At 71.3% G+C, this 17,589-nt stretch carries 22 protein-coding genes; 6 read left to right on the forward strand and 16 right to left on the reverse strand.

Translation table 11 applies throughout. The features are described 5' to 3' along the window. The 5 genes from ACIQMJ_RS00590 to ACIQMJ_RS00610 all read right to left on the reverse strand — a co-directional run bounded on the left by ACIQMJ_RS00590 (nt 1) and on the right by ACIQMJ_RS00610 (nt 5,208). Nucleotides 1-846, reverse strand: coding sequence for a carbohydrate ABC transporter permease (locus ACIQMJ_RS00590; protein ID WP_499758899.1), 846 nt, complete (start codon nt 844-846; stop codon nt 1-3). Continuing rightward, nucleotides 846-1,799: a carbohydrate ABC transporter permease gene (locus ACIQMJ_RS00595; RefSeq protein ID WP_499758900.1), complete on the reverse strand. Its 954-nt coding sequence runs from the start codon at nt 1,797-1,799 to the stop codon at nt 846-848. Before ACIQMJ_RS00595 ends, ACIQMJ_RS00590 begins: the two co-directional genes overlap by 1 nt. Then, complete coding sequence (locus ACIQMJ_RS00600) at nt 1,796-3,064, reverse strand: ABC transporter substrate-binding protein (protein ID WP_499758901.1); 1,269 nt, start codon at nt 3,062-3,064, stop codon at nt 1,796-1,798. Before ACIQMJ_RS00600 ends, ACIQMJ_RS00595 begins: the two co-directional genes overlap by 4 nt. Before the next feature lie 170 nt (nt 3,065-3,234). Further along, nucleotides 3,235-3,771 (reverse strand): YflT domain-containing protein, encoded by a 537-nt coding sequence (locus ACIQMJ_RS00605; protein ID WP_499758902.1) that lies wholly within the window; start codon nt 3,769-3,771, stop codon nt 3,235-3,237. A gap of 240 nt (nt 3,772-4,011) precedes the next feature. Next, a complete protein-coding gene (locus ACIQMJ_RS00610; protein ID WP_499758903.1) occupies nt 4,012-5,208 on the reverse strand; it encodes an acyl-CoA dehydrogenase family protein in 1,197 nt (398 codons plus the stop codon). Between the two features lie 144 nt (nt 5,209-5,352). Here ACIQMJ_RS00610 and ACIQMJ_RS00615 point away from each other — a divergent pair, with 144 nt between their 5' ends. Continuing rightward, nucleotides 5,353-5,655, forward strand: a complete 303-nt coding sequence (locus tag ACIQMJ_RS00615; protein ID WP_499758904.1) for a DUF4190 domain-containing protein — start codon at nt 5,353-5,355, stop codon at nt 5,653-5,655. Between the two features lie 4 nt (nt 5,656-5,659). Here the strand turns inward: ACIQMJ_RS00615 and ACIQMJ_RS00620 are convergent, their stop codons facing one another. From ACIQMJ_RS00620 to ACIQMJ_RS00635, 4 genes are all read right to left on the reverse strand, one after another. Next, entirely contained in the window at nt 5,660-5,821 is a 162-nt protein-coding gene (locus tag ACIQMJ_RS00620) for a hypothetical protein (RefSeq protein WP_156077169.1), read from the reverse strand. A gap of 98 nt (nt 5,822-5,919) precedes the next feature. Further along, the gene (locus ACIQMJ_RS00625) at nt 5,920-6,582 is read right to left on the reverse strand and encodes a DUF4276 family protein (RefSeq protein ID WP_499758905.1); all 663 of its coding nucleotides are present in this window, start codon (nt 6,580-6,582) and stop codon (nt 5,920-5,922) included. Then, nucleotides 6,579-7,658, reverse strand: a complete 1,080-nt coding sequence (locus ACIQMJ_RS00630) for an AAA family ATPase (RefSeq protein WP_499758906.1) — start codon at nt 7,656-7,658, stop codon at nt 6,579-6,581. Before ACIQMJ_RS00630 ends, ACIQMJ_RS00625 begins: the two co-directional genes overlap by 4 nt. A 43-nt stretch (nt 7,659-7,701) precedes the next feature. Continuing rightward, complete coding sequence (locus ACIQMJ_RS00635; RefSeq protein WP_499758907.1) at nt 7,702-8,661, reverse strand: HpcH/HpaI aldolase/citrate lyase family protein; 960 nt, start codon at nt 8,659-8,661, stop codon at nt 7,702-7,704. Between the two features lie 114 nt (nt 8,662-8,775). Here ACIQMJ_RS00635 and ACIQMJ_RS00640 point away from each other — a divergent pair, with 114 nt between their 5' ends. The 4 genes from ACIQMJ_RS00640 to ACIQMJ_RS00655 are packed head-to-tail and all read left to right on the forward strand — an operon-like array spanning nt 8,776 to nt 11,752. Next, the gene (locus ACIQMJ_RS00640; protein WP_499758908.1) at nt 8,776-9,111 is read left to right on the forward strand and encodes a hypothetical protein; all 336 of its coding nucleotides are present in this window, start codon (nt 8,776-8,778) and stop codon (nt 9,109-9,111) included. Continuing rightward, complete coding sequence (locus ACIQMJ_RS00645) at nt 9,108-9,965, forward strand: aminoglycoside phosphotransferase family protein (RefSeq protein ID WP_499758909.1); 858 nt, start codon at nt 9,108-9,110, stop codon at nt 9,963-9,965. The genes ACIQMJ_RS00640 and ACIQMJ_RS00645 overlap by 4 nt, the downstream gene beginning before the upstream one ends. 49 nt (nt 9,966-10,014) lie before the next feature. Beyond that, entirely contained in the window at nt 10,015-11,268 is a 1,254-nt protein-coding gene (locus ACIQMJ_RS00650) for a magnesium transporter MgtE N-terminal domain-containing protein (protein ID WP_499758910.1), read from the forward strand. Then, nucleotides 11,261-11,752 carry a DUF1003 domain-containing protein gene (locus ACIQMJ_RS00655; protein WP_499758911.1) on the forward strand — a complete coding sequence of 164 codons (492 nt, stop codon included), beginning with the start codon at nt 11,261-11,263 and terminating at the stop codon, nt 11,750-11,752. The genes ACIQMJ_RS00650 and ACIQMJ_RS00655 overlap by 8 nt, the downstream gene beginning before the upstream one ends. Nucleotides 11,753-11,791: 39 nt before the next feature. Here the strand turns inward: ACIQMJ_RS00655 and ACIQMJ_RS00660 are convergent, their stop codons facing one another. Further along, nucleotides 11,792-12,256 carry a MarR family winged helix-turn-helix transcriptional regulator gene (locus ACIQMJ_RS00660; protein WP_499758912.1) on the reverse strand — a complete coding sequence of 155 codons (465 nt, stop codon included), beginning with the start codon at nt 12,254-12,256 and terminating at the stop codon, nt 11,792-11,794. Between the two features lie 132 nt (nt 12,257-12,388). Here ACIQMJ_RS00660 and ACIQMJ_RS00665 point away from each other — a divergent pair, with 132 nt between their 5' ends. Beyond that, complete coding sequence (locus ACIQMJ_RS00665) at nt 12,389-13,522, forward strand: Mrp/NBP35 family ATP-binding protein (protein WP_499758913.1); 1,134 nt, start codon at nt 12,389-12,391, stop codon at nt 13,520-13,522. 57 nt (nt 13,523-13,579) lie between these two features. Here the strand turns inward: ACIQMJ_RS00665 and ACIQMJ_RS00670 are convergent, their stop codons facing one another. The 6 genes from ACIQMJ_RS00670 to sigE all read right to left on the reverse strand — a co-directional run bounded on the left by ACIQMJ_RS00670 (nt 13,580) and on the right by sigE (nt 17,578). Then, nucleotides 13,580-13,783 carry a hypothetical protein gene (locus ACIQMJ_RS00670; RefSeq protein ID WP_499758914.1) on the reverse strand — a complete coding sequence of 68 codons (204 nt, stop codon included), beginning with the start codon at nt 13,781-13,783 and terminating at the stop codon, nt 13,580-13,582. After that, a complete protein-coding gene (locus ACIQMJ_RS00675; RefSeq protein ID WP_499758915.1) occupies nt 13,764-14,012 on the reverse strand; it encodes a hypothetical protein in 249 nt (82 codons plus the stop codon). Before ACIQMJ_RS00675 ends, ACIQMJ_RS00670 begins: the two co-directional genes overlap by 20 nt. Nucleotides 14,013-14,340: 328 nt before the next feature. Next, complete coding sequence (locus ACIQMJ_RS00680; RefSeq protein ID WP_499758916.1) at nt 14,341-14,721, reverse strand: sec-independent translocase; 381 nt, start codon at nt 14,719-14,721, stop codon at nt 14,341-14,343. A gap of 50 nt (nt 14,722-14,771) precedes the next feature. After that, nucleotides 14,772-16,298 carry a S1C family serine protease gene (locus tag ACIQMJ_RS00685; RefSeq protein WP_499758917.1) on the reverse strand — a complete coding sequence of 509 codons (1,527 nt, stop codon included), beginning with the start codon at nt 16,296-16,298 and terminating at the stop codon, nt 14,772-14,774. 81 nt (nt 16,299-16,379) lie between these two features. Beyond that, the gene (locus ACIQMJ_RS00690) at nt 16,380-17,009 is read right to left on the reverse strand and encodes an anti-sigma factor family protein (protein ID WP_499758918.1); all 630 of its coding nucleotides are present in this window, start codon (nt 17,007-17,009) and stop codon (nt 16,380-16,382) included. Beyond that, nucleotides 17,006-17,578: an RNA polymerase sigma factor SigE gene (sigE, locus tag ACIQMJ_RS00695; protein ID WP_141979082.1), complete on the reverse strand. Its 573-nt coding sequence runs from the start codon at nt 17,576-17,578 to the stop codon at nt 17,006-17,008. The genes ACIQMJ_RS00690 and sigE overlap by 4 nt, the downstream gene beginning before the upstream one ends. Between the last annotated feature and the right edge of the window lie 11 nt (nt 17,579-17,589).

Consider the following 17,589-nt stretch of genomic DNA (forward strand, 5'->3'; position numbering starts at 1 on the left):
TCACCCCTTGACGGCGCCGGAGGTCAACCCGGCGACGATCCGACGCTGGAAGAACAACACGAACAGGATGATCGGGACGGTGATCACCACGGCGGCCGCGGCGATCGACCCGGTCGGGTCCTCGAACTGCGAGCCGCCGGTGAAGAACGACAGCGCGACCGGCACCGTGCGGGACCGCTCGGTGGAGGTCAGCGAGATCGCGAACAGGAAGTCGTTCCAGCAGAAGATGAACACCAGGATCGCGGTGGTGAACACGCCCGGCGCGGCCAGCGGCGCGATGACCCGGCGGAACGCCTGGCCGGGCGTCGCGCCGTCCATCTTCGCCGCCTTCTCCAGCTCCCACGGGATCTCGCGGAAGAACGCCGACAGCGTGTAGATCGCCAGCGGCAGCGCGAACGTGATGTAGGGCAGGATCAGGCCGGGCCAGGTGTCGAACAGCCCGAGCGTCCGCTCGATCTCGAACAGCGGCGAGACCAGCGAGATCTGCGGGAACATCGCGATCAGCAGCGACACCCCGACCAGCAGCCGCTTGCCGGGGAAGTCGAGCCGGGCGATGGCGTAGGCGGCCATCGTGCCGAACACGACCGCGACGGCCGTGGCGATCAGCGCGATGCCGATCGAGTTCACCAGGGCGCGCACGAACTCCGTGGTGGAGAAGATCGCCTTGTAGTTGTCGAACGTCCACGCGCGCGGGATGAAGTTGCCGTCGGCCAAGGTCTCCTTGGTCTTGAACGACAGCGACACGATCCACAGCACCGGGACCAGCGCGTACGCCACGACCAGGACGTTGAGGACGGTCCAGCGCGCCTTGCGGCCCGTGGTCACCGCCCCGCCGATGCCCGCCATCAGCGCCTCCCCCCGCCGTCGCCGCCCGGTGCGGCGGTGCCGAACAGCTTCACGAACACGAACGCGATGATCGCCACCGCGATGAAGATGAGCACCGACATGGTCGAGCCGATGCCCAGGTTCAGGCCCTTGATCAGGTTGTTGTAGGTGAGCATCGACACCGACGACGTGCCCTGCGAGCCCGCCGTGAGCACGAACAGGTTGTCGAAGATGCGGAACGCGTCGAGCGTGCGGAACAGCAGCGCCACCAGGATCGCGGGCTTCATCACCGGCACCATCACCTTGGTGAACCGCTGCCACGCGCTCGCGCCGTCCATCGCGGCGGCCTTGAGCAGGTCGTCGGGCACCAGCGCCAGGCCCGCCATCAGCAGCAGCGCCATGAACGGCGTGGTCTTCCAGATCTCGGCCAGCGTCACCACCATGATCGCCGGGATCTTCTCGGTGAGCACCGGTTCGCCGCCCGCGATCGTCTCGGCCAGGTAGCCGGTGCGGGGCGTCCAGGCGTAGCGCCACGAGAACGCGGCCACGACCGTGACGATGCCGTACGGGATGAGCGTGGACGTGCGCACGATGCCGCGGCCCACCAGCGTGCGGTGCATGATCAGCGCGAGCGCCATGCCCAGCACCAGCTCGACCGCCACGGACACCACCGTGATCAGCACCGTCACCCACATGGCGTTCCACCAGTAGGGGTTGGTCAGCACGGTGACGTAGTTGTCCAGGCCGACGAACTCGGTGCGGTCCGGGAACTTCAGGTCGTAGCGCTGCAACGACAGCCACAGCGAGTAGATGATCGGCCAGCCCGCGACCGCGGCCATGATGAGGATCGCGGGCGCGCACAGCAGCAGGCCGAGCCGCCGTTCGGCCTTCTTGCCCTCGCTGAGCGCGGCCTTGGCCTTCGGCGACAACGCGGGTTCGGCGGTCTCGCCGGAGGTGTTCAGCGGGTGGCTCACGGCAGCACCCCCTTGGAGTCGAGCGCGTCCTGGAGCTCGGTGCGCAGCCGTTCGGCGGTGCGCTGCGGGTCGATGCTCGCGGGCGGCGACAGGATCGTGGAGATGACGGTGGAGACGTTCTGGTAGGCGGGGGTCCGCGGCCGGACGCTCGCGTTCTTCAGCGTTTCCAGGATCGCGTCCTTCATCGGGTACGGCTTGGCCATCTCCGGGTCGTCGTAGACGGACTCGATGGTGGGCGGCACGCCGTCGTTGATGGCGGCGAACTTCTGGTTCTCCGCGCTGCGCAGGCACAGCACCGCGTCGAACGACTCGTCCGGGTGCCGGGAGAAGGAGCTGACCGCGTAGTTGATGCCGCCGACGGTGACGTTGGCGTCGCCGCCGTCGATCGACGGGTAGGGCGCCCACTTGAGGTTCGGGGCCAGCGACTCGACCTTCTGCGCGGCGGCGTAGACGTAGGGCCAGTTGAGCATGAACGCGGCCTTGCCGCCCTCCATGGCCAGGCGCGCGTCGTCCTCGACGGCGTTGGAGAAGGAGGGGTCGACCACGTCGGAGGTGGCGAACTTCTTGAGGACCTCCAGCGCCTTGACCGCGCCGTCGTCGACCACGGCCTTGGTGCCGTCCTCGTCGAGGATGTGGCCGCCCGCGGTGTTCACCAGGGTGTTGTAGAGCACGACCAGGCCCTCGTACTGCTTGCCGGTGGCCTGCACCAGGCCCGGCGTCTCGTCGTTGCCGTCGGCTTCGAGGCGGGAGCCGATGTCGATCATCTCGTCCCACGTCTTCGGCGGCTGCACCCCCAAGCCCTTCAGGAGGTCTTCGCGGTACCAGAGGAGCTGGACGTTCGTGTTGTCCGGCGCGCCGTACAGCTTGCCCTCGTAGCGGGCGGTGTCCAGCGGCGTCTCCAGCGTGCCGTCCTCGACCTCGGACCTGGCCTGCCCGGTGAACTCCTTGATCCAGCCGGCCTTGGCCAGCTCGGCGGTCCACGTGACGTCGAGGGCCATCACGTCCATGCCGTCGTCCTCGGCGGCGAGCCTGCGGACGAGCTGCTCGCGCTGGCCGTCGGCCTCGCGCGGCAGCTTGTGGTAGACGATCTCGTAGCCGTCGGCGCGCTCGTTGCAGCCGTCGACGATCTTCTGGAAGTTCTGCTGCGGGTACTTGTAGACGTTGATGGTGATCCCGCCGTCACCCGAACCACAGCCCGCCAGCACGGACGACGCGATCAGCGCGGCGCTCCCCGCGGCGGCCAACCGATGACCCTTGCCCCTCATCGGTCCTGCCTCCTTCCCGACAACGGAGGAGCCAGACCGCGACGCCCGGCACCTCGTCGTGCCCACCGGCCGACTGGGCCGACCGGTGGAACGAACGTAGGCCCGGTGATCAGGTGCCGCAACCACCGGAGCCCGGAACGGCGTTACCCGATCCGGTGGTGGGTCAAACCTCAGTCTTGGCCGGCTTTGCCCGCGTCGGAGGGGCGCATGGCGAGCTTGGCGAGCAGGTCGCGGCCCCGTTCGGCGGAACGGGGCTGGCAGAGCACGTCGTAGCGGCCGGCGACGAGCTGGCTCGCGCTCTGGAAGTCCCGCTTGCCGCGCGCCGAGCCGTACCCGACCGCGGCGAAGATCAGTCCGAACGCGACACCGACCACGAGACCGGCGACGATCGGCCCGAGGCTCGTGCCGGGGCTGGTGTTGAACAGGCTGAGCAGGACGCCGACGAACAGGCCGAACCACGCCCCCGACGCCGCGCCGGTGCCGAGCACGCGGCCCCACGTGAGCCGACCGGTCACCCGTTCGACGAGCATGAGGTCGACACCCACGATCGTGACCTCCTGCACGGGGAAGTCGTCGTCGGCCAGGAAGTCGACCGCGCGCTGCGCTTCCTCGTAGGTGCTGTACGAGCCGATGGGCCAACCGGTGGGCGGGGTGGGCAGGCGGGGAGGCACCCCGGGTCGGTTCTGGCCGGAGAAGGAACTCGTCACGGTGACCACCTCTTCGCGGTGCTGATCACCCCATCCTGCCAACAGCGGGCGACCTGCGCGAAACGGGTCGGCGGGAACGGACGCGAAACGTGACCTGCCGCGCCCCCGCAGCGCCCGGCGGGCGTCCCCCGCAGAGGGACCCCTGTTCTTATTTTGCCGGCCGGGACCGACAATTCGAGGACCGAAGACGGCCCGGGCCGGGGTGGCGGCGATCGCCACCCCGGCGGACGCGGCCCGAGGTCAGCCGCGGGACTGGTAGTCGCGCAGCAGGCCGCGGCTGATGATGGTCTTCTGGATCTCGCTGGTGCCCTCGCCGATGAGCAGGAACGGGGCCTCGCGCATCAGGCGCTCGATCTCGTACTCCTTGGAGTAGCCGTAGCCGCCGTGGATGCGGAACGCCTCCTGCGTCACCTCGGCGCAGTACTCCGACGCGATGAGCTTGGCCATGCCCGCCTCGACGTCGTTGCGCGCGCCGGAGTCCTTCAGCCGGGCCGCGTTGACCATCATCAGGTGGGCGGCCTCGACCTTGGTCGCCATCTCGGCCAGCTTGAACGCGATGGCCTGGTGCTCGGCGATCGGCTTGCCGAACGTCCTGCGCTGCTGCGCGTACTCGATGGCCAGCTCGAACGACCGCAGCGCGATGCCGCACGCCCGCGCCGCCACGTTCACCCGGCCGACCTCGACGCCGTCCATCATGTGCCGGAACCCGCGACCGGTCTGCCCGCCCAGCACCTGCCCGGCCGGGATGCGGAAGCCGTCGAACACCATCTCGGTGGTGTCGACGCCCTTGTAGCCCATCTTGTCGATCTTGCCGGGGATGGTGAGGCCGGGCGCGACCTCGCCGTAGCCCTCGGGCTTCTCCACCAGGAACGTGGTCAGGTTCTGGTGCGCCTTCTCCGCGCCCTCGTCGGTCTTGACCAGCACGGCGGTGAGGTTGGACGTGCCGCCGTTGGTCAGCCACATCTTCTGGCCGTTGATCACGAAGTCGTCGCCCTCGCGCACGGCCCGCGTGCGGATCGCGGCCACGTCGGAGCCCAGCTCCGGCTCGGACATGGAGAACGAGCCGCGCACCTCGCCGGTGGCCATCCGCGGCAGGTACTCCTGCTGCTGCTCGGGCGTGCCGTGCTGCTTGAGCATGTGGGCCACGATGAAGTGGGTGTTGATGACGCCGGACACGGACATCCAGCCGCGGGCGATCTGCTCGACCACCAGGGCGTAGGTCAGCAGCGACTCGCCGAGCCCGCCGAACTCCTCGGGGATGGTGAGCCCGAACAGGCCCATCTCCTTCATGCCCTCGACGATGTCGGCCGGGTACGTGTCGCCGTGCTCCAGCGCCTGGGCGTGCGGGATGATCTCCTTGTCCACGAAGGTGCGAACCGTCGACAGGATCTCCTCCTGGACGTCGGTCAGTCCTGCGGTCCGGGCCAGGCGCGCCATCGCGTTTCCCTTCGTAGCTCTCGGGTTACCGGCGAGTATGGACCGGTTAACGCGCGTTCGCGCCACCAGAGTGCTCATCGCCACGCGCTGAACCGAAACAGCGGGTTAGCCTGTGCGCCCGCACGACCAGCAGGGGGACCACCGATGTCGCAACCGCCGCCCTACCAGCACCCGGGCTACTACCCGCCGCCGCAGCCCCGGCCGACCAACGGGATGGCGATCGCCGCGCTGATCACGGCGTTCCTGTTCTCCCCGGCGGGCATCGTGCTCGGCATCGTGGCGCGCAAGCAGATCCGGCGCACCGGCGAGGAGGGCTGGGGCATGGCGACCGCGGGCCTCATCGTCGGCGCGGTGCTGACGGTGCTGTGGCTGCTGGCGATCGTGCTGTGGGTCGTGCTGGTGGTGTGGCTGTACCGGGAGGCGGCGAACCTGCCGACCCCGCGCTGACCCCTCAGGAGGCGCGCAGCTCCAGCTCGCCACCGCAGTGGCGGCACACGTCGGCGAACACGTGGACGTCGTGCGAGCAGGCGGGACAGGGCCGGAAGCTGCGCTCGATCAGGTCGTCGCGGCGGCGCTGGAACAGCCGCCGGCGCGGGGTGCGATGTCTGGACACGCCCACCACCATGCACAGGCCCCACCCCGTGATCGCCAATCCAGGGCCTGACGTGTGTGAATGCTCACCGGCGGGGTCACCAGCCCGTGCGCGCCCGGTCACTCTTCGAACGTGCGCAGCCGGCCGTCGAGGTGCGGGCACTGCGCGCGCAGGCGTGCCAGGCCCAGGTCCTGGATCGCGAGCGGCCCGTCGACCGTCTTGACGTAGCCGGGGCAGTAGTCGAGGAGCCGCTTCGAGGGTGCGGTGGCAGGTCCGTCGTTGACCGACTCCGGACCACCCGCGACCGAGACGTCCCGCCGGAGCCGTTCGGCGAGTTCGGGCCCGAGGAACTGCCCCAGCTCGTCGGCAGCGGCGAACACCCACGCCTCCAGCTCGTGGACCACCAGGTTCGGCCGGAACCGCCGGTCCCCGACCGCGGTGGCCGGACAGCGCTCGACGTGCTCGACCCGCGCGTAGACGTCACCGGACGGTCGATCACCCATACCGGGGCAGTCCGAGGGGAACGCGTAGTAGTCGAACAGCGTGGTGAGCACGTGGAGGCTGGTGTCGTTCAGCAGCAGCCTGATGTCCCGCTGGACCTGCCGCCAACCGGTGAGGCCGCCCTTGTGCGCCGGTCCCCCTGCGGGCCGTTTCGTCGCCACGAGCGACGTGGTGACGACCCATCCGATCGCTTCGAGGTGAGGGCGGATGATCGCGTCGGCCACGACCTCCTCGGTCTGCCCCTCGACCAGCAGGTGGACCCGCCGGAAGGCAACGGTCACGTCTGCCCGCCCGGCCTGCCCCCGATCAGGTTCTTCTCCCACAGCTCGCCCGGCGAGTACTCCTCGAGCCACGCGCCGAGCCGCTCCCGATCCGGCCGGACGAACTCCGAGGCCCCGTCGACCCGCTCGACCACGATCAGGTCGTCGAGCTCGAACTGGTTCATGAGGGTCACCGACTGCGTGGCGACGACCACCTGGCTGCGCGTGGACGCCTGCCGCAACAGCCCGGCCAACTGGACCACGGCATAGGGGTGCAGACCCAGTTCCGGTTCGTCCAGGACGACCAGCGCGGGCAGCCTCGGGTGCAGCAGGAGAGCCGCGAGGCAGACGAACCGCAGCGTGCCGTCGGACATCTGGTCAGCCGAGAAGATCGCGTCCGAATCGTGCTGGCGCCACCGCAGGCGCAGTCGATCGCCCTTCTCGGGACGCAGCACGAAATCCCGGAAGAACGGCGCCACCTGTCGAATCACGCCGACGATCCGGCGGTACGCCGCGTGGTCGGCCTTGTCCTCGCTGTCGAAGAGCGCCAGCAGCACGGCCGCGAGGTTGCCCGCGTCGTTGCGCAGCGACACGTTGTCGGCGGTGGGCACCAATTGCTTGACCGGCGCGTTCCGGCTCGTGTCGTGGAAGTGGTAGACGCGACAACCGCGCATCAGGTCGGCCATCCGCAGCGCGGACGGCAGGGCTTCGGCCACGACGAGCAGGCTCGTCTCCCGCTTCCCCCGCTGCATCTCGACCCGGCCGTCCTCGGACTCCGCGAACTCCCGAGCGAAGATCAGCTCGTCCCCGCTCGCGGGGACCAACAGCGCCTCGTAGTGGACGGAAACCCCGTCGAGTGCGATGCGGAGGCGGTCCGCGGTCGAGTTGAGCAGCGCCGCCGCGCCGCCGTTCAGGCCGACGAAGAAACCGAGGTCCTCCTCGACCAAGCGGCCCAGCAGCTCGAACACCCGGATGAAGTTGCTCTTGCCCGCGCCGTTCGCGCCGATCAGGACGTTCAACCGGGCGAGGTCCACGTGCGCCGAACGGATCGAGGCGTAGCCCTCCACCTCGATCGACTTCAGCTCCCGGTCGGCCACGCGATCACTCTACGACCACGCGCCGACCGGGAACCGGAAGAAGTCACTCCTCCGGCGGCGACCACACGTTCGTGCGGGACATGCCGGCGGCGCGGCCCTTGGAGGAGATCACCAGGGCCATCTTGCGCGAAGCCTCGTCGATCATCTCGTCGCCGAGCATCACCGCGCCGCGCTTGCCGCCCTTCTCGGACGTGAAGTAGTCGTACGCGTCGAGGATGTTCTCGGCGTGGTCGTAGTCCTCCTGCTTCGGGCTGAACACCTCGTTCGCCGCGTCGATCTGGCCCGGGTGCAGGACCCACTTGCCGTCGAAGCCCAGCGCGGCCGAGCGGCCCGCCACCCGCTTGAAGCCCTCGACGTCCCGGATCTGGAGGTAAGGGCCGTCGATGGCCTGCTTGTCGTGGGCGCGCGCCGCCATCAGGATCTGCATCAGGATGTAGTGGTAGGCGTCGCCGACGTCATAGCCGGGCGGCTGCTCGCCGACGACCAGGGACTTCATGTTGATCGACGCCATGAAGTCGGCGGGACCGAAGATGATCGTCTCCACCCGCGGCGACGCGGTGGCGATCGCGTTGACGTTGATCAGGCCCAGGGCGTTCTCGATCTGGGCCTCGATGCCGATGCGCCCAACCTCGTAGCCCATGGTCTTCTCGATCTGGGTGAGCAGCAGGTCCAGGGCGTGCACCTGCTCCGCGGTCTGCACCTTGGGCAGCATGATGCAGTCCAGGTTCGCGCCCGCGCCCTCGACGACCTCGGTCACGTCGCGGTAGGTCCACTCGGTGGTCCAGTCGTTCACCCGGACCACCCGCGCGCGGTCGCCCCAGCCGCCCTCGTTCAACGAGGCCACGATGGTCTTGCGCGCCCCCGGCTTGGCCAGTGGCGCGCAGGCGTCCTCCAGGTCCAGGAACACCTGGTCCGCGGGCAGCGTGCGGGCCTTGTCGATCATCTTCTGGCTCGACCCGGGCACGGCCAGACACGAGCGACGGGGACGCTGCTGGTCGACCACTGTGGGTACCTCCTCGTACCGGCCGGTAACTACTGTTGTGCGAAGGGTGGCACGCACGTGTGCCGCCCGCTATTTCGTGAGTCCCGATTCACAGGCCCGTGGCAGGCTGAACCGGTGGAGATCGAGCAGGTGCTGGACAACGCGCTGCGCAAGGCCGCGGCGGTGTGGATCCGACCGGACGGCCACGAGCCGCGGCTGGTGTGGGCGCTGTGGCGCGACGGGGCCGTGCTGGTGGCCGTCGGCGGCACGGAGCAGCAGGTGCCGGGGCTGGCCGACGGCGTCCCGTGCACGGTGACCGTCCGCTCCCCCACCACCCACTCGCACCTGGTCGACGCCCGCGCCACCGCCCGCCGCGCCGACCTGGACGACGACGCCGCGCACGCGCTGAGAGCCGCCCGCCTCAACGGCCGCCCGGAGTGGGCCGACGTCTACCGCCTGGAGCTCGCGTGATCACCGTCCCGGACGACTTCGGCACGATCCTCGGCGAGGAGACGCGGGAGTGGCGGGCCTCGCTGCCGGCGCTGGCCACGAAGTTCTGCGCCCGCTGGCACCTCACCCCGGACGGCGACCTGCTCCACGGCAACATCGCCGTCGTCCTGCCGGTGCGCCGCGCCGACGGCCACCCGGCGGTGCTCAAGCTCACCTGGTTGGACGACGAGACCCGCCAGGAACCGATGGCGCTCAAGGCGTGGCGCGGCCAGGGCGTCGTGGAGCTGCTCGACCACGACGACCAGGACGGCGCGCTGCTCCTGGAACGACTCGACCACACCCGCTCGCTGCTCGACGCGCCGATCGAGGAGGCGCTGGCGGTCACCGGCGGGCTGCTGCGCCGGCTGCGCGTCCCGGCCGGCCCCGAGGTGCGCCGCCACGAGTTCCCCGACCTGGTCGCGGAGAACGCCGAGCTGGGCGACCCGCTGCCCGCCGCGCTGGTCGAGCAGGCCCGCGAGCTGGGCCGCGACCTCGCCGGGACGGCCGGGAACACCCTGGTCAACCAGGACCTGCACTACGAGAACGTGCTGCGCGGTGACCGCGAGCCGTGGCTGATGATCGACCCGAAGCCGCTGGCGGGCGACCGCGAGTTCGGCGTGATCCCGTTGCTGTGGAACAGGTTCCGCGAGCTGGACGGCGACCGGGGGCTGCGCGACCGGTTCGCCGCGCTGTGCGACATCGGCGAGCTGGACGTCGAGCGGGCCCGCGCCTGGACGTTCTGCCGCGCCGTCGACACCTGGCTGTGGTGCCTGGACGAGGAGCTGCCCGACTCGGCCGTCGCCGTCGAGGCCATCGCCCGCGCCCTGCGCCCGTAGTCCACAGTGGAACGCAGCGGCGCGGCACGCGGCGGACTAGCCTGATCACGTGGCCGCCGTGAACCGCGTCTTCGCCGCCCAACTCGCCGGGCTGCCCGTGTTCGGGCCGGACGGCGAGTCCATCGGCAAGGTCCGCGACCTGGTCATCGGCCTGCGGGTGGACCGCCAGCCGCCCCGGGTGCTGGGCCTGGTGCTGGAGCTCGCGACCCGGCGGCGCATCTTCGTGCCGATGCTGCGGGTCACCTCGATCGAGCCGAACGCCGTGACGCTCGCCACCGGGTCGGTCAACCTGCGCCAGTTCCACCAGCGCGCCAACGAGGTGCTGGTGGTCGGCGAGCTGCTCGACGCCCGCGTCACGCTCGCTTCCGGCGCGGCGGCGGTGCTGGTGGACGCGGCGATGGAACCCAGCCGCACCCGCGACTGGCGGATGACGCGGGTCGCGGTGCGGGAGCGCACCGGGCGGCTGGCCCGCCGCGGCCCGGTGCAGGTGCTGCGGTGGGACGAGCTGACCGGGCTGTCGGTGACCGAGCTGGCGGGCCAGCCGCAGGGCGCGCAGCACCTGGTGGCGATCTTCGAGACGATGCGGGCCGCGGACGTCGCGCTGGCCCTGCACAGCCTGCCGTTCAAGCGCCGCTACGAGGTGGCCGAGGCGCTGGACGACGAACGGCTCGCCGACGTGATCGAGGAGATGGCCGAGGAGGACCAGAAGGACCTGCTGGCGCACCTGGACGACGAGCGCGCCGCGGACATCCTGGAGGCCATGGACCCCGACGACGCGGCGGACCTGCTGGCCGAGCTGCCCAAGGGCGAGCAGGACCGGCTGCTGGGCCTGATGGAGCCGGAGGAGTCCGCGCCGGTGAGGCGGCTGCTGGAGTACAGCTTCGACACCGCGGGCGGGTTGATGACGCCGGAGCCGGTGGTGCTCGCGCCGGACGCGACCGTGGCCGAGGCGCTGGCGCACGTGCGCAACCCGGACCTGACGCCCGCGCTGGCCAGCATGGTGTTCGTGTGCCGCCCGCCGACGGCCACGCCCACCGGCCGCTACCTGGGCTGCGTGCACATCCAGCGGCTGCTGCGGGAACCGCCGTCCGACCTGGTCGCGGGCGTGCTGGACACCGACCTGGCGACGTTGTCGCCGTCGGCGTCGCTGGGTGACGTGACCCGCTACTTCGCCACCTACAACCTGGTGTGCGGGCCGGTGGTGGACGACAGCGACCACCTGCTCGGCGCGGTCACCGTGGACGACGTGCTGGACCACCTGCTGCCCAGCAACTGGCGGGAAACGGGGCTGACCCATGCCTGAGCTGCCGCGTCGAAGGCTCGACCAGCCGCGCACGGAGGGCCGGTTCCGGCTGTCGCTGGACCCGGAGGCGTTCGGCCGGTTCTCCGAGCGCCTGGCCCGGTTCCTCGGCACCGGCAAGTTCCTGTTCTGGCAGACGCTGCTCGTGATCGTGTGGATCACGCTGAACCTGGTGGCGGTGTCGCTGCGCTGGGACCCGTACCCGTTCATCCTGCTCAACCTGGCGTTCTCCACGCAGGCCGCCTACGCCGCGCCGCTGATCCTGCTCGCGCAGAACCGGCAGGACGACCGGGACCGGGTGTCGCTGGAGGAGGACCGGGCGCGGGCCGCGCAGACCAAGGCCGACACCGAGTACCTGGCCCGGGAGCTGGCCGCGCTGCGGCTCGCCGTGGGCGAGGTGGTGACCCGCGACTACCTGCGCAGCGAGCTGGAACGGGTGTTCCGGGAGCGCAAGCGGACCGTCAAGGACGACGTGTCGTCGCCGTAGCGCCCCGGCGCTCGTCCCGCAGCTCGTCCCGGGGCTCGCTCAGCGCTCGTCGGCCGCGCCGAGGCGGTCGCACGTGCGGCCGAACGCCTCCAGCTCGCCGTGGTCGAACGTCTCGGCGAAGTGCCGCACCACGCCCGTGAGGTGCGTGCCCGACGCCACCCGCAGCCGGTCCAGGCCCTGCGAGGTGAGCACCGCCACCACGCCGCGGCCGTCGCCGTCGGCGCGTTCCCGCAGCACCAGGCCCGCGCGTTCCAGGCGGTCGACGAGCCTGGTGACGCCCGAGCGCGACAGCAGCACCGCGTCGGCCAGCTCGGTCATCCGCAAGCGGTACTGCGGCGCCTCGGCGAGCTGGACCAGGACGTCGTAGGCCGCGAGCGACAGGCGTTGCTCGGCGATCAGTTCGGCTTCCAGGACCCGTGTGAGCCTCGCGTGCGCCCGGAGGAAGGATCGCCACACCGCCAGCTCGGCACGGGTGGGCAACCGGGCAGATCCGGTTTCCGGCACGGATACCAATGTTACGGAAAGCACGCAACCCACTGCGCGCTGCCCCCGATTCCGGGGTGACCGACCGGTAGCTTGGAGGTGCACGGCCCGCCGTAGCATGGCGGTCCCACCCTCTTTGGCGAAGGCGTTCCCGTGACTCTTCCTTCCGTTGACGACGTGCAGAAGGCGTTGGCCGGTGTGCAGGACCCCGAGATCCGGCGTCCGATCACCGACCTGGGCATGGTCAAGGGCGTCGTGGTCGGCGACGACGGGGTCGTGGACGTGGCGGTGTACCTGACCGTCTCCGGCTGCCCGCTGCGCGACAAGATCACCGCCGACGTCACCGCCGCCGTGTCCGCGCTCGACGGCGTGACCGGCGTCCGCGTCGAGCTGGACGTGATGAGCGACTCCCAGCGCACCGAGCTGCGCAAGGCGCTGCGCGGCGGCGTCGAGGAGCCGGTGATCCCGTTCGCGCAGCCGGGGTCGTTGACCCGGGTGTACTGCGTGGCGTCGGGCAAGGGCGGTGTCGGCAAGTCGTCGGTGACGGTGAACCTGGCCGTGGCGATGGCCGCGCGCGGGCTGTCGGTCGGCGTGGTGGACGCCGACATCTACGGCCACTCGATCCCGCGCATGCTCGGCACCGAGGCGCGGCCGACCCAGGTCGAGAAGATGATCATGCCGCCGCAGTCGCACGGCGTGAAGCTGATCTCGATCGGCATGTTCACGTCGGGCAACACCCCGGTCGTGTGGCGCGGCCCGATGCTGCACCGGGCGTTGCAGCAGTTCCTGGCCGACGTGTTCTGGGGCGACCTGGACGTGCTGCTGCTCGACCTGCCGCCGGGCACCGGCGACATCGCGATCTCGGTGGCGCAGCTCGTGCCGAACGCCGAGATCCTGGTCGTGACGACGCCGCAGCAGGCGGCGGCCGAGGTGGCGGAGCGGGCCGGGTCGATCGCGTTGCAGACGCGGCAGCGGATCGCGGGCGTGATCGAGAACATGTCGTGGCTGGAGCTGCCGGACGGCTCGCGGATGGACGTGTTCGGCTCGGGCGGCGGTCAGGCGGTGGCCGACTCGCTGACCCAGGCCGTGGGTGCGGACGTGCCGCTGCTGGGCCAGGTGCCGCTGGACCCGCGCCTGCGCGAGCAGGGTGACGCGGGCACGCCGATCGTGCTGGCGCACCCCGAGTCGACCGCGGGCCAGGTGCTGACGACCGTGGCGGGCAAGCTGTCCACCCGCTCGCGCGGCCTGGCCGGCCGCCTGCTGAACGTCTCCCCCGCCGGCCGCTGACGGCGCGCCGTCAGTCTGCGGCGCGCGGCTCGTCGAGCGCGCCGCGAGACTTCGCGGTCATCGCTCGACGAGGTGGGCCATCGCGCCACGTCGCAACCAGGAGCGCCAGCCGTTGCGGGCGGTCCGCGTCGGGCGGTCCACCGCCCGACGCGCACTCGTCCGCAGCGTGATCGCGAGCCCGGGTGCGGCGAACAGGACGATGCCGAGCAACTCGATCCAGCGCCGGGCGCGAGGCGTGCCGTCAGCGCGCAGGTCGAGCATCCACGCCGCCCATGGGATTCGTCATGCCCTCCCCGGCGAGCAGGAGTGCGACGATCAGGGCGGCGGAAGCCACGGCGAGGAGGGTGCCCGGGTCATCGCCTGAAGCGCCGGAAGCGGCCGAAGCGCCGGCTGCGGCGAACGCGCCGACGGCCGCGAGGGTGGCGATCGGGGCACCCGCGAAGAAGAAGAGCCGGCGGTCGCGCTGCCGCTTCCGCGGCACTTCGTCCACCGCGCCTCAGTGCCCGAGCCGCGGGCGCAGCGACAGGTTGCCGGCGGGTGCCTCACTTCGGGCCACGGCGTGACTGGCCTGGGTCACCCCCAGACCGGTGAGGCGGTAGTGCGGCCTTCCGGTCTTCGACCCCGTCCGGCCGGGCGATGTCGAGTCCGCAGGGCGGCGTCGCGGGGTCGTCCGAGAGCGCCCGCAGCACCTCGATCGTCTGCGGTGTCATCCGGAGTCCGGCCACCCCGCGAACTCCACCTGACCGGACTTCGTCGTGCACTCCGCTGGAAGCGGGATCAGGCCAGGTCTGTGAGCCGCGCAACGGACCGGGCGGGGGTCAGGTGGCGTCCGGGTCGAACGGGGGGCGTTCGCCGCGTGCCAGGGGACGCTCGGACGTGGTGGTGTCGCGGGCCGGGGGGACGGCCGGGTGGCCGTTCGGCTTCTCGGTCGGCTCGTCGTCCCACAGGTGCTTGGTGATGGCGCGCTTCGGGTCGAAGTTGCGCAGCTCGCGCAGGTCCTCGAGCGGCTTGCGCAGCTGCTCGAACTCCGGCCCCATCTCCTGCTTCAGCTGCTCCCGCGCGCCGGTCGCGTACTCGCGGACGCGGCGGACCGTCTTGCCGACCCACGCGGCCGCGTCGGGCAGTCGTTCCGGTCCCAGGATGAACAGGCCCGCCACGACGATGACGAGGATCTCAAGCCACCCGATGCTGTCGAACACCCGCGTGCCCCACCTTCCGCGACCCAAGCCCGTGACCGCCAGCGTAGCCGTCAGTCGGACCGGAGGGTCACCTGCACGGTCAGCTCCCGACCCTGCCTGGCCAGCACGACCGGGACCGTTTCGCCGATTTCATGGTCCCTTACCGCAACGGTCAGCTCCGCGGCGTTGCGCACCATCCGGTCGCCGACGCGGGTGATCACGTCGCCCTCCTCGATGCCCGCCGCGTCGGCCGCGCCGCCCTCGGGCACGTTCTGCACCTGCGCGCCCTCCGCCGTCTCCGCCGACGCCGACCGCACGTTGACGTTCATGTCCGCGTGCTTGACCTGCCCGTCGCGGATCAGCGCCTGCGACACCTTGCGCGCGTAGTTGCCGGTGATCGCGAACCCGAGGCCGACCGAGCCGCCGGTCTCGGTGCGGATCGACGAGTTGATGCCGACCAGCGCCCCGGACGAGTCGACCAGCGCACCACCGGAGTTGCCCGGGTTGATGGCCGCGTCGGTCTGGATCGCGTCGTAGGTGACCTGCGGGCCGCCGTTCTCGCCCGCCGCCGTCACCGGCCGGTGCAGGGCGCTGACGATGCCCTCGGTCACGGTGTTCGACAGCGACAGCGGCGAGCCGATGGCCAGCACGGTGTCGCCGACGGCCAGCTCGTCGGAGTCGCCGAACTGGAGCACGGTCGGGTTGTCCACCTCGACCTTGATGACCGCGAGGTCGGTCTTGGAGTCGCGGCCGACGACCTGCGCCACGGCCCGCTTGCCGTCGGTGAACACCACGGTCAGCTTCGCCGACGTGTCCTGCACCGCCGGGGCGACCACGTGGTCGTTGGTGAGCACGTAGCCCTCGCCGTCGATGACCACGCCGGAGCCGACGCCCGCCACGCTCGCGCCCTTGAACTCGATCGACACGACGCTGGGCGTGACCCGCTGGGCGATCTCGGCGACCGACCCGACGGGCCGTTCCTTGCCCGGCTTGACCTCGGCGAGCGTGACGCCGCCGTCGGTGAGCGGGTTGCCGGCGCGGCCCAGCAGCCAGCCGACCACGCCGCCGCCCGCGCCGACCACCAGCGCCGCCACCATCAGCAGCACCAGGGCGGTCGGCTTCACGCGCCGGCCGAACAGCAGTTCGGGGATGCTGAGCTGCGGTCCCGGCTCGGGTTCGGCCTTGGGTCCGCTGTCGGGCTGCTCGGTGACGGCGGGCGGGCCGATGACGGCCGACGCGCCCGGGTCGCGCCACGAGTCGCCCGCGGGCTTGCCCTCCCAGAAGACGGGCTCCACCTCGGGCTCGCCGTTCAGGTCGACCGGCGGGCGTTGCAGGCGGGTGCCCTCGTCGCCGCGCGGCCGGCCGAACGCCGTGGACAGCGCTTCCGGTGGCGGTGGCGCGAGCTGCACCGAGCCGTGGCCGTTGAGGTTCGGGCGGTCGGGCGAGAACGCGCCGGGCACCCCCTGCGGCCGGCCGAACACGGCCTGCTGGCCGGGGTCCACGGGCGGGCGGTGCAGCGGACGGGGTGCGAGCCTGCGGTGCGCCCCGTCGTCCACGCCCGACCTGGGGGTCCCGTTGCCCTGCTCTGGCTCGCTCATCGCTCCCCGCACGTCGTCACACCATGGTCGTCGCGGGGCAATCGTGCCCGGTGACCGGTGAAGTTGCCGTCAGCGGGCTGGTCAGCGGCCGAGCATGCCGGTGTTCGCGGCCGCCGCCGGGCGCAGCACGCCGACGGGCTCGCGGTCGTCGGCCAGGGACGGCGCGACCACGGGGGCGGGCCGCGGGGTGTTGCCCTGGGCGGGCGCGGGGGTGGTGTCCTCGCTGCCCGGTGCGACCAGGGCGAGCGCGCCGAGCATGAGACCGGAGACGACGACGCCGGCGCCTTGGCGCGCGCGCCTGCCCCCGAAGAGGCCGGCACCGAAGCGGCTACCGCCGCCGGTTCCGAAAGGGCGGCCGGCCCCCAGCACGGGACCGCTGCCGAACGCGACCCGGTCGGGCCGCTGGACCGTGACGAGCTGGCCGTCCTCGGTGACCGCGAGGCCGTCCGGCGCGCTGGGCAGCTCCACTTCCTGCGGGATCGCGCCCAGCCTGGCCAGCAGGCTCGCGGGGGCGCACGGCGCGTCGGCGGCGCGCACCGCGGAACGGGCCTGCTGCTGCGAGTACGCCTCGGCCGCGCAGAACGGGCAGCGCTGGAGGTGCGCCGCCGCCCTGGTGTGCGCCGAGGCGGACAGCTCGCCGTCGACGAAGGCGACGACCGCGTCGGGCAGCAGGTGCTGCTCGGGCAGTTGCCAACCTCGCAGGTCGGTCATGCAGAGTCCTCCTGAGCCAGACCCCGACGGCGTTCCAGTGCGACCCTCAGGGCCTGGCGGCCCCGGTGGATCCTGCTCCTCACGGTACCGAGTTTGACGCCGAGGGTGGCGCCGATCTCCTCGTAGGAGAGTCCTTCCACGTCGCAGAGCACGACGGCGGCGCGGAACTCGGGCGGCAACTCGTCCAGGGCCGCCTGCAACTCCGGGTCGAGGTGCGTGTCGTCGTAGATCTCCTCGGGCGTGGGGTCGTCGCCCGGGATGCGGTCGGTCTCCTCGGGCAGGGCCTCCATGCGCACGCGGGAGCGGCGCCGGGCCATGTCGAGGAACAGGTTCGTGGTGATGCGGTGCAGCCAGCCCTCGAACGTGCCGGGCTTGTACGACGCCAGCGACCGGAACACCCGGATGAACGTCTCCTGGGTGAGGTCCTCGGCGTCGTGCTGGTTGCCGGTGAGGCGGTAGGCCAGCCGGTAGACCCGGTCGGCGTGTTCGCGCACGACTTCGTCCCACGTGGGCGGGATCCACTCCACGTCGTCGATGGGGGCCGTCAGTGCGGCGGTCTGCTTTGGCATCGGGCGGTTAA

It is taken from the genome of Actinosynnema sp. NPDC091369 (assembly GCF_044757065.1).
Lineage (GTDB): Bacteria > Actinomycetota > Actinomycetes > Mycobacteriales > Pseudonocardiaceae > Actinosynnema.

Coding starts and splice junctions, on each gene's coding strand:
- ACIQMJ_RS00600 (WP_499758901.1), bottom strand. CDS start 3,064: ATGAGGGGCAAGGGTCATCGGTTGGCCGCCGCGGGGAGCGCCGCGCTG.
- ACIQMJ_RS00615 (WP_499758904.1), top strand. CDS start 5,353: ATGTCGCAACCGCCGCCCTACCAGCACCCGGGCTACTACCCGCCGCCG.
- ACIQMJ_RS00610 (WP_499758903.1), bottom strand. CDS start 5,208: ATGGCGCGCCTGGCCCGGACCGCAGGACTGACCGACGTCCAGGAGGAG.
- sigE (WP_141979082.1), bottom strand. CDS start 17,578: ATGCCAAAGCAGACCGCCGCACTGACGGCCCCCATCGACGACGTGGAG.
- ACIQMJ_RS00655 (WP_499758911.1), top strand. CDS start 11,261: ATGCCTGAGCTGCCGCGTCGAAGGCTCGACCAGCCGCGCACGGAGGGC.
- ACIQMJ_RS00670 (WP_499758914.1), bottom strand. CDS start 13,783: ATGCTCGACCTGCGCGCTGACGGCACGCCTCGCGCCCGGCGCTGGATC.
- ACIQMJ_RS00690 (WP_499758918.1), bottom strand. CDS start 17,009: ATGACCGACCTGCGAGGTTGGCAACTGCCCGAGCAGCACCTGCTGCCC.
- ACIQMJ_RS00685 (WP_499758917.1), bottom strand. CDS start 16,298: ATGAGCGAGCCAGAGCAGGGCAACGGGACCCCCAGGTCGGGCGTGGAC.
- ACIQMJ_RS00590 (WP_499758899.1), bottom strand. CDS start 846: ATGGCGGGCATCGGCGGGGCGGTGACCACGGGCCGCAAGGCGCGCTGG.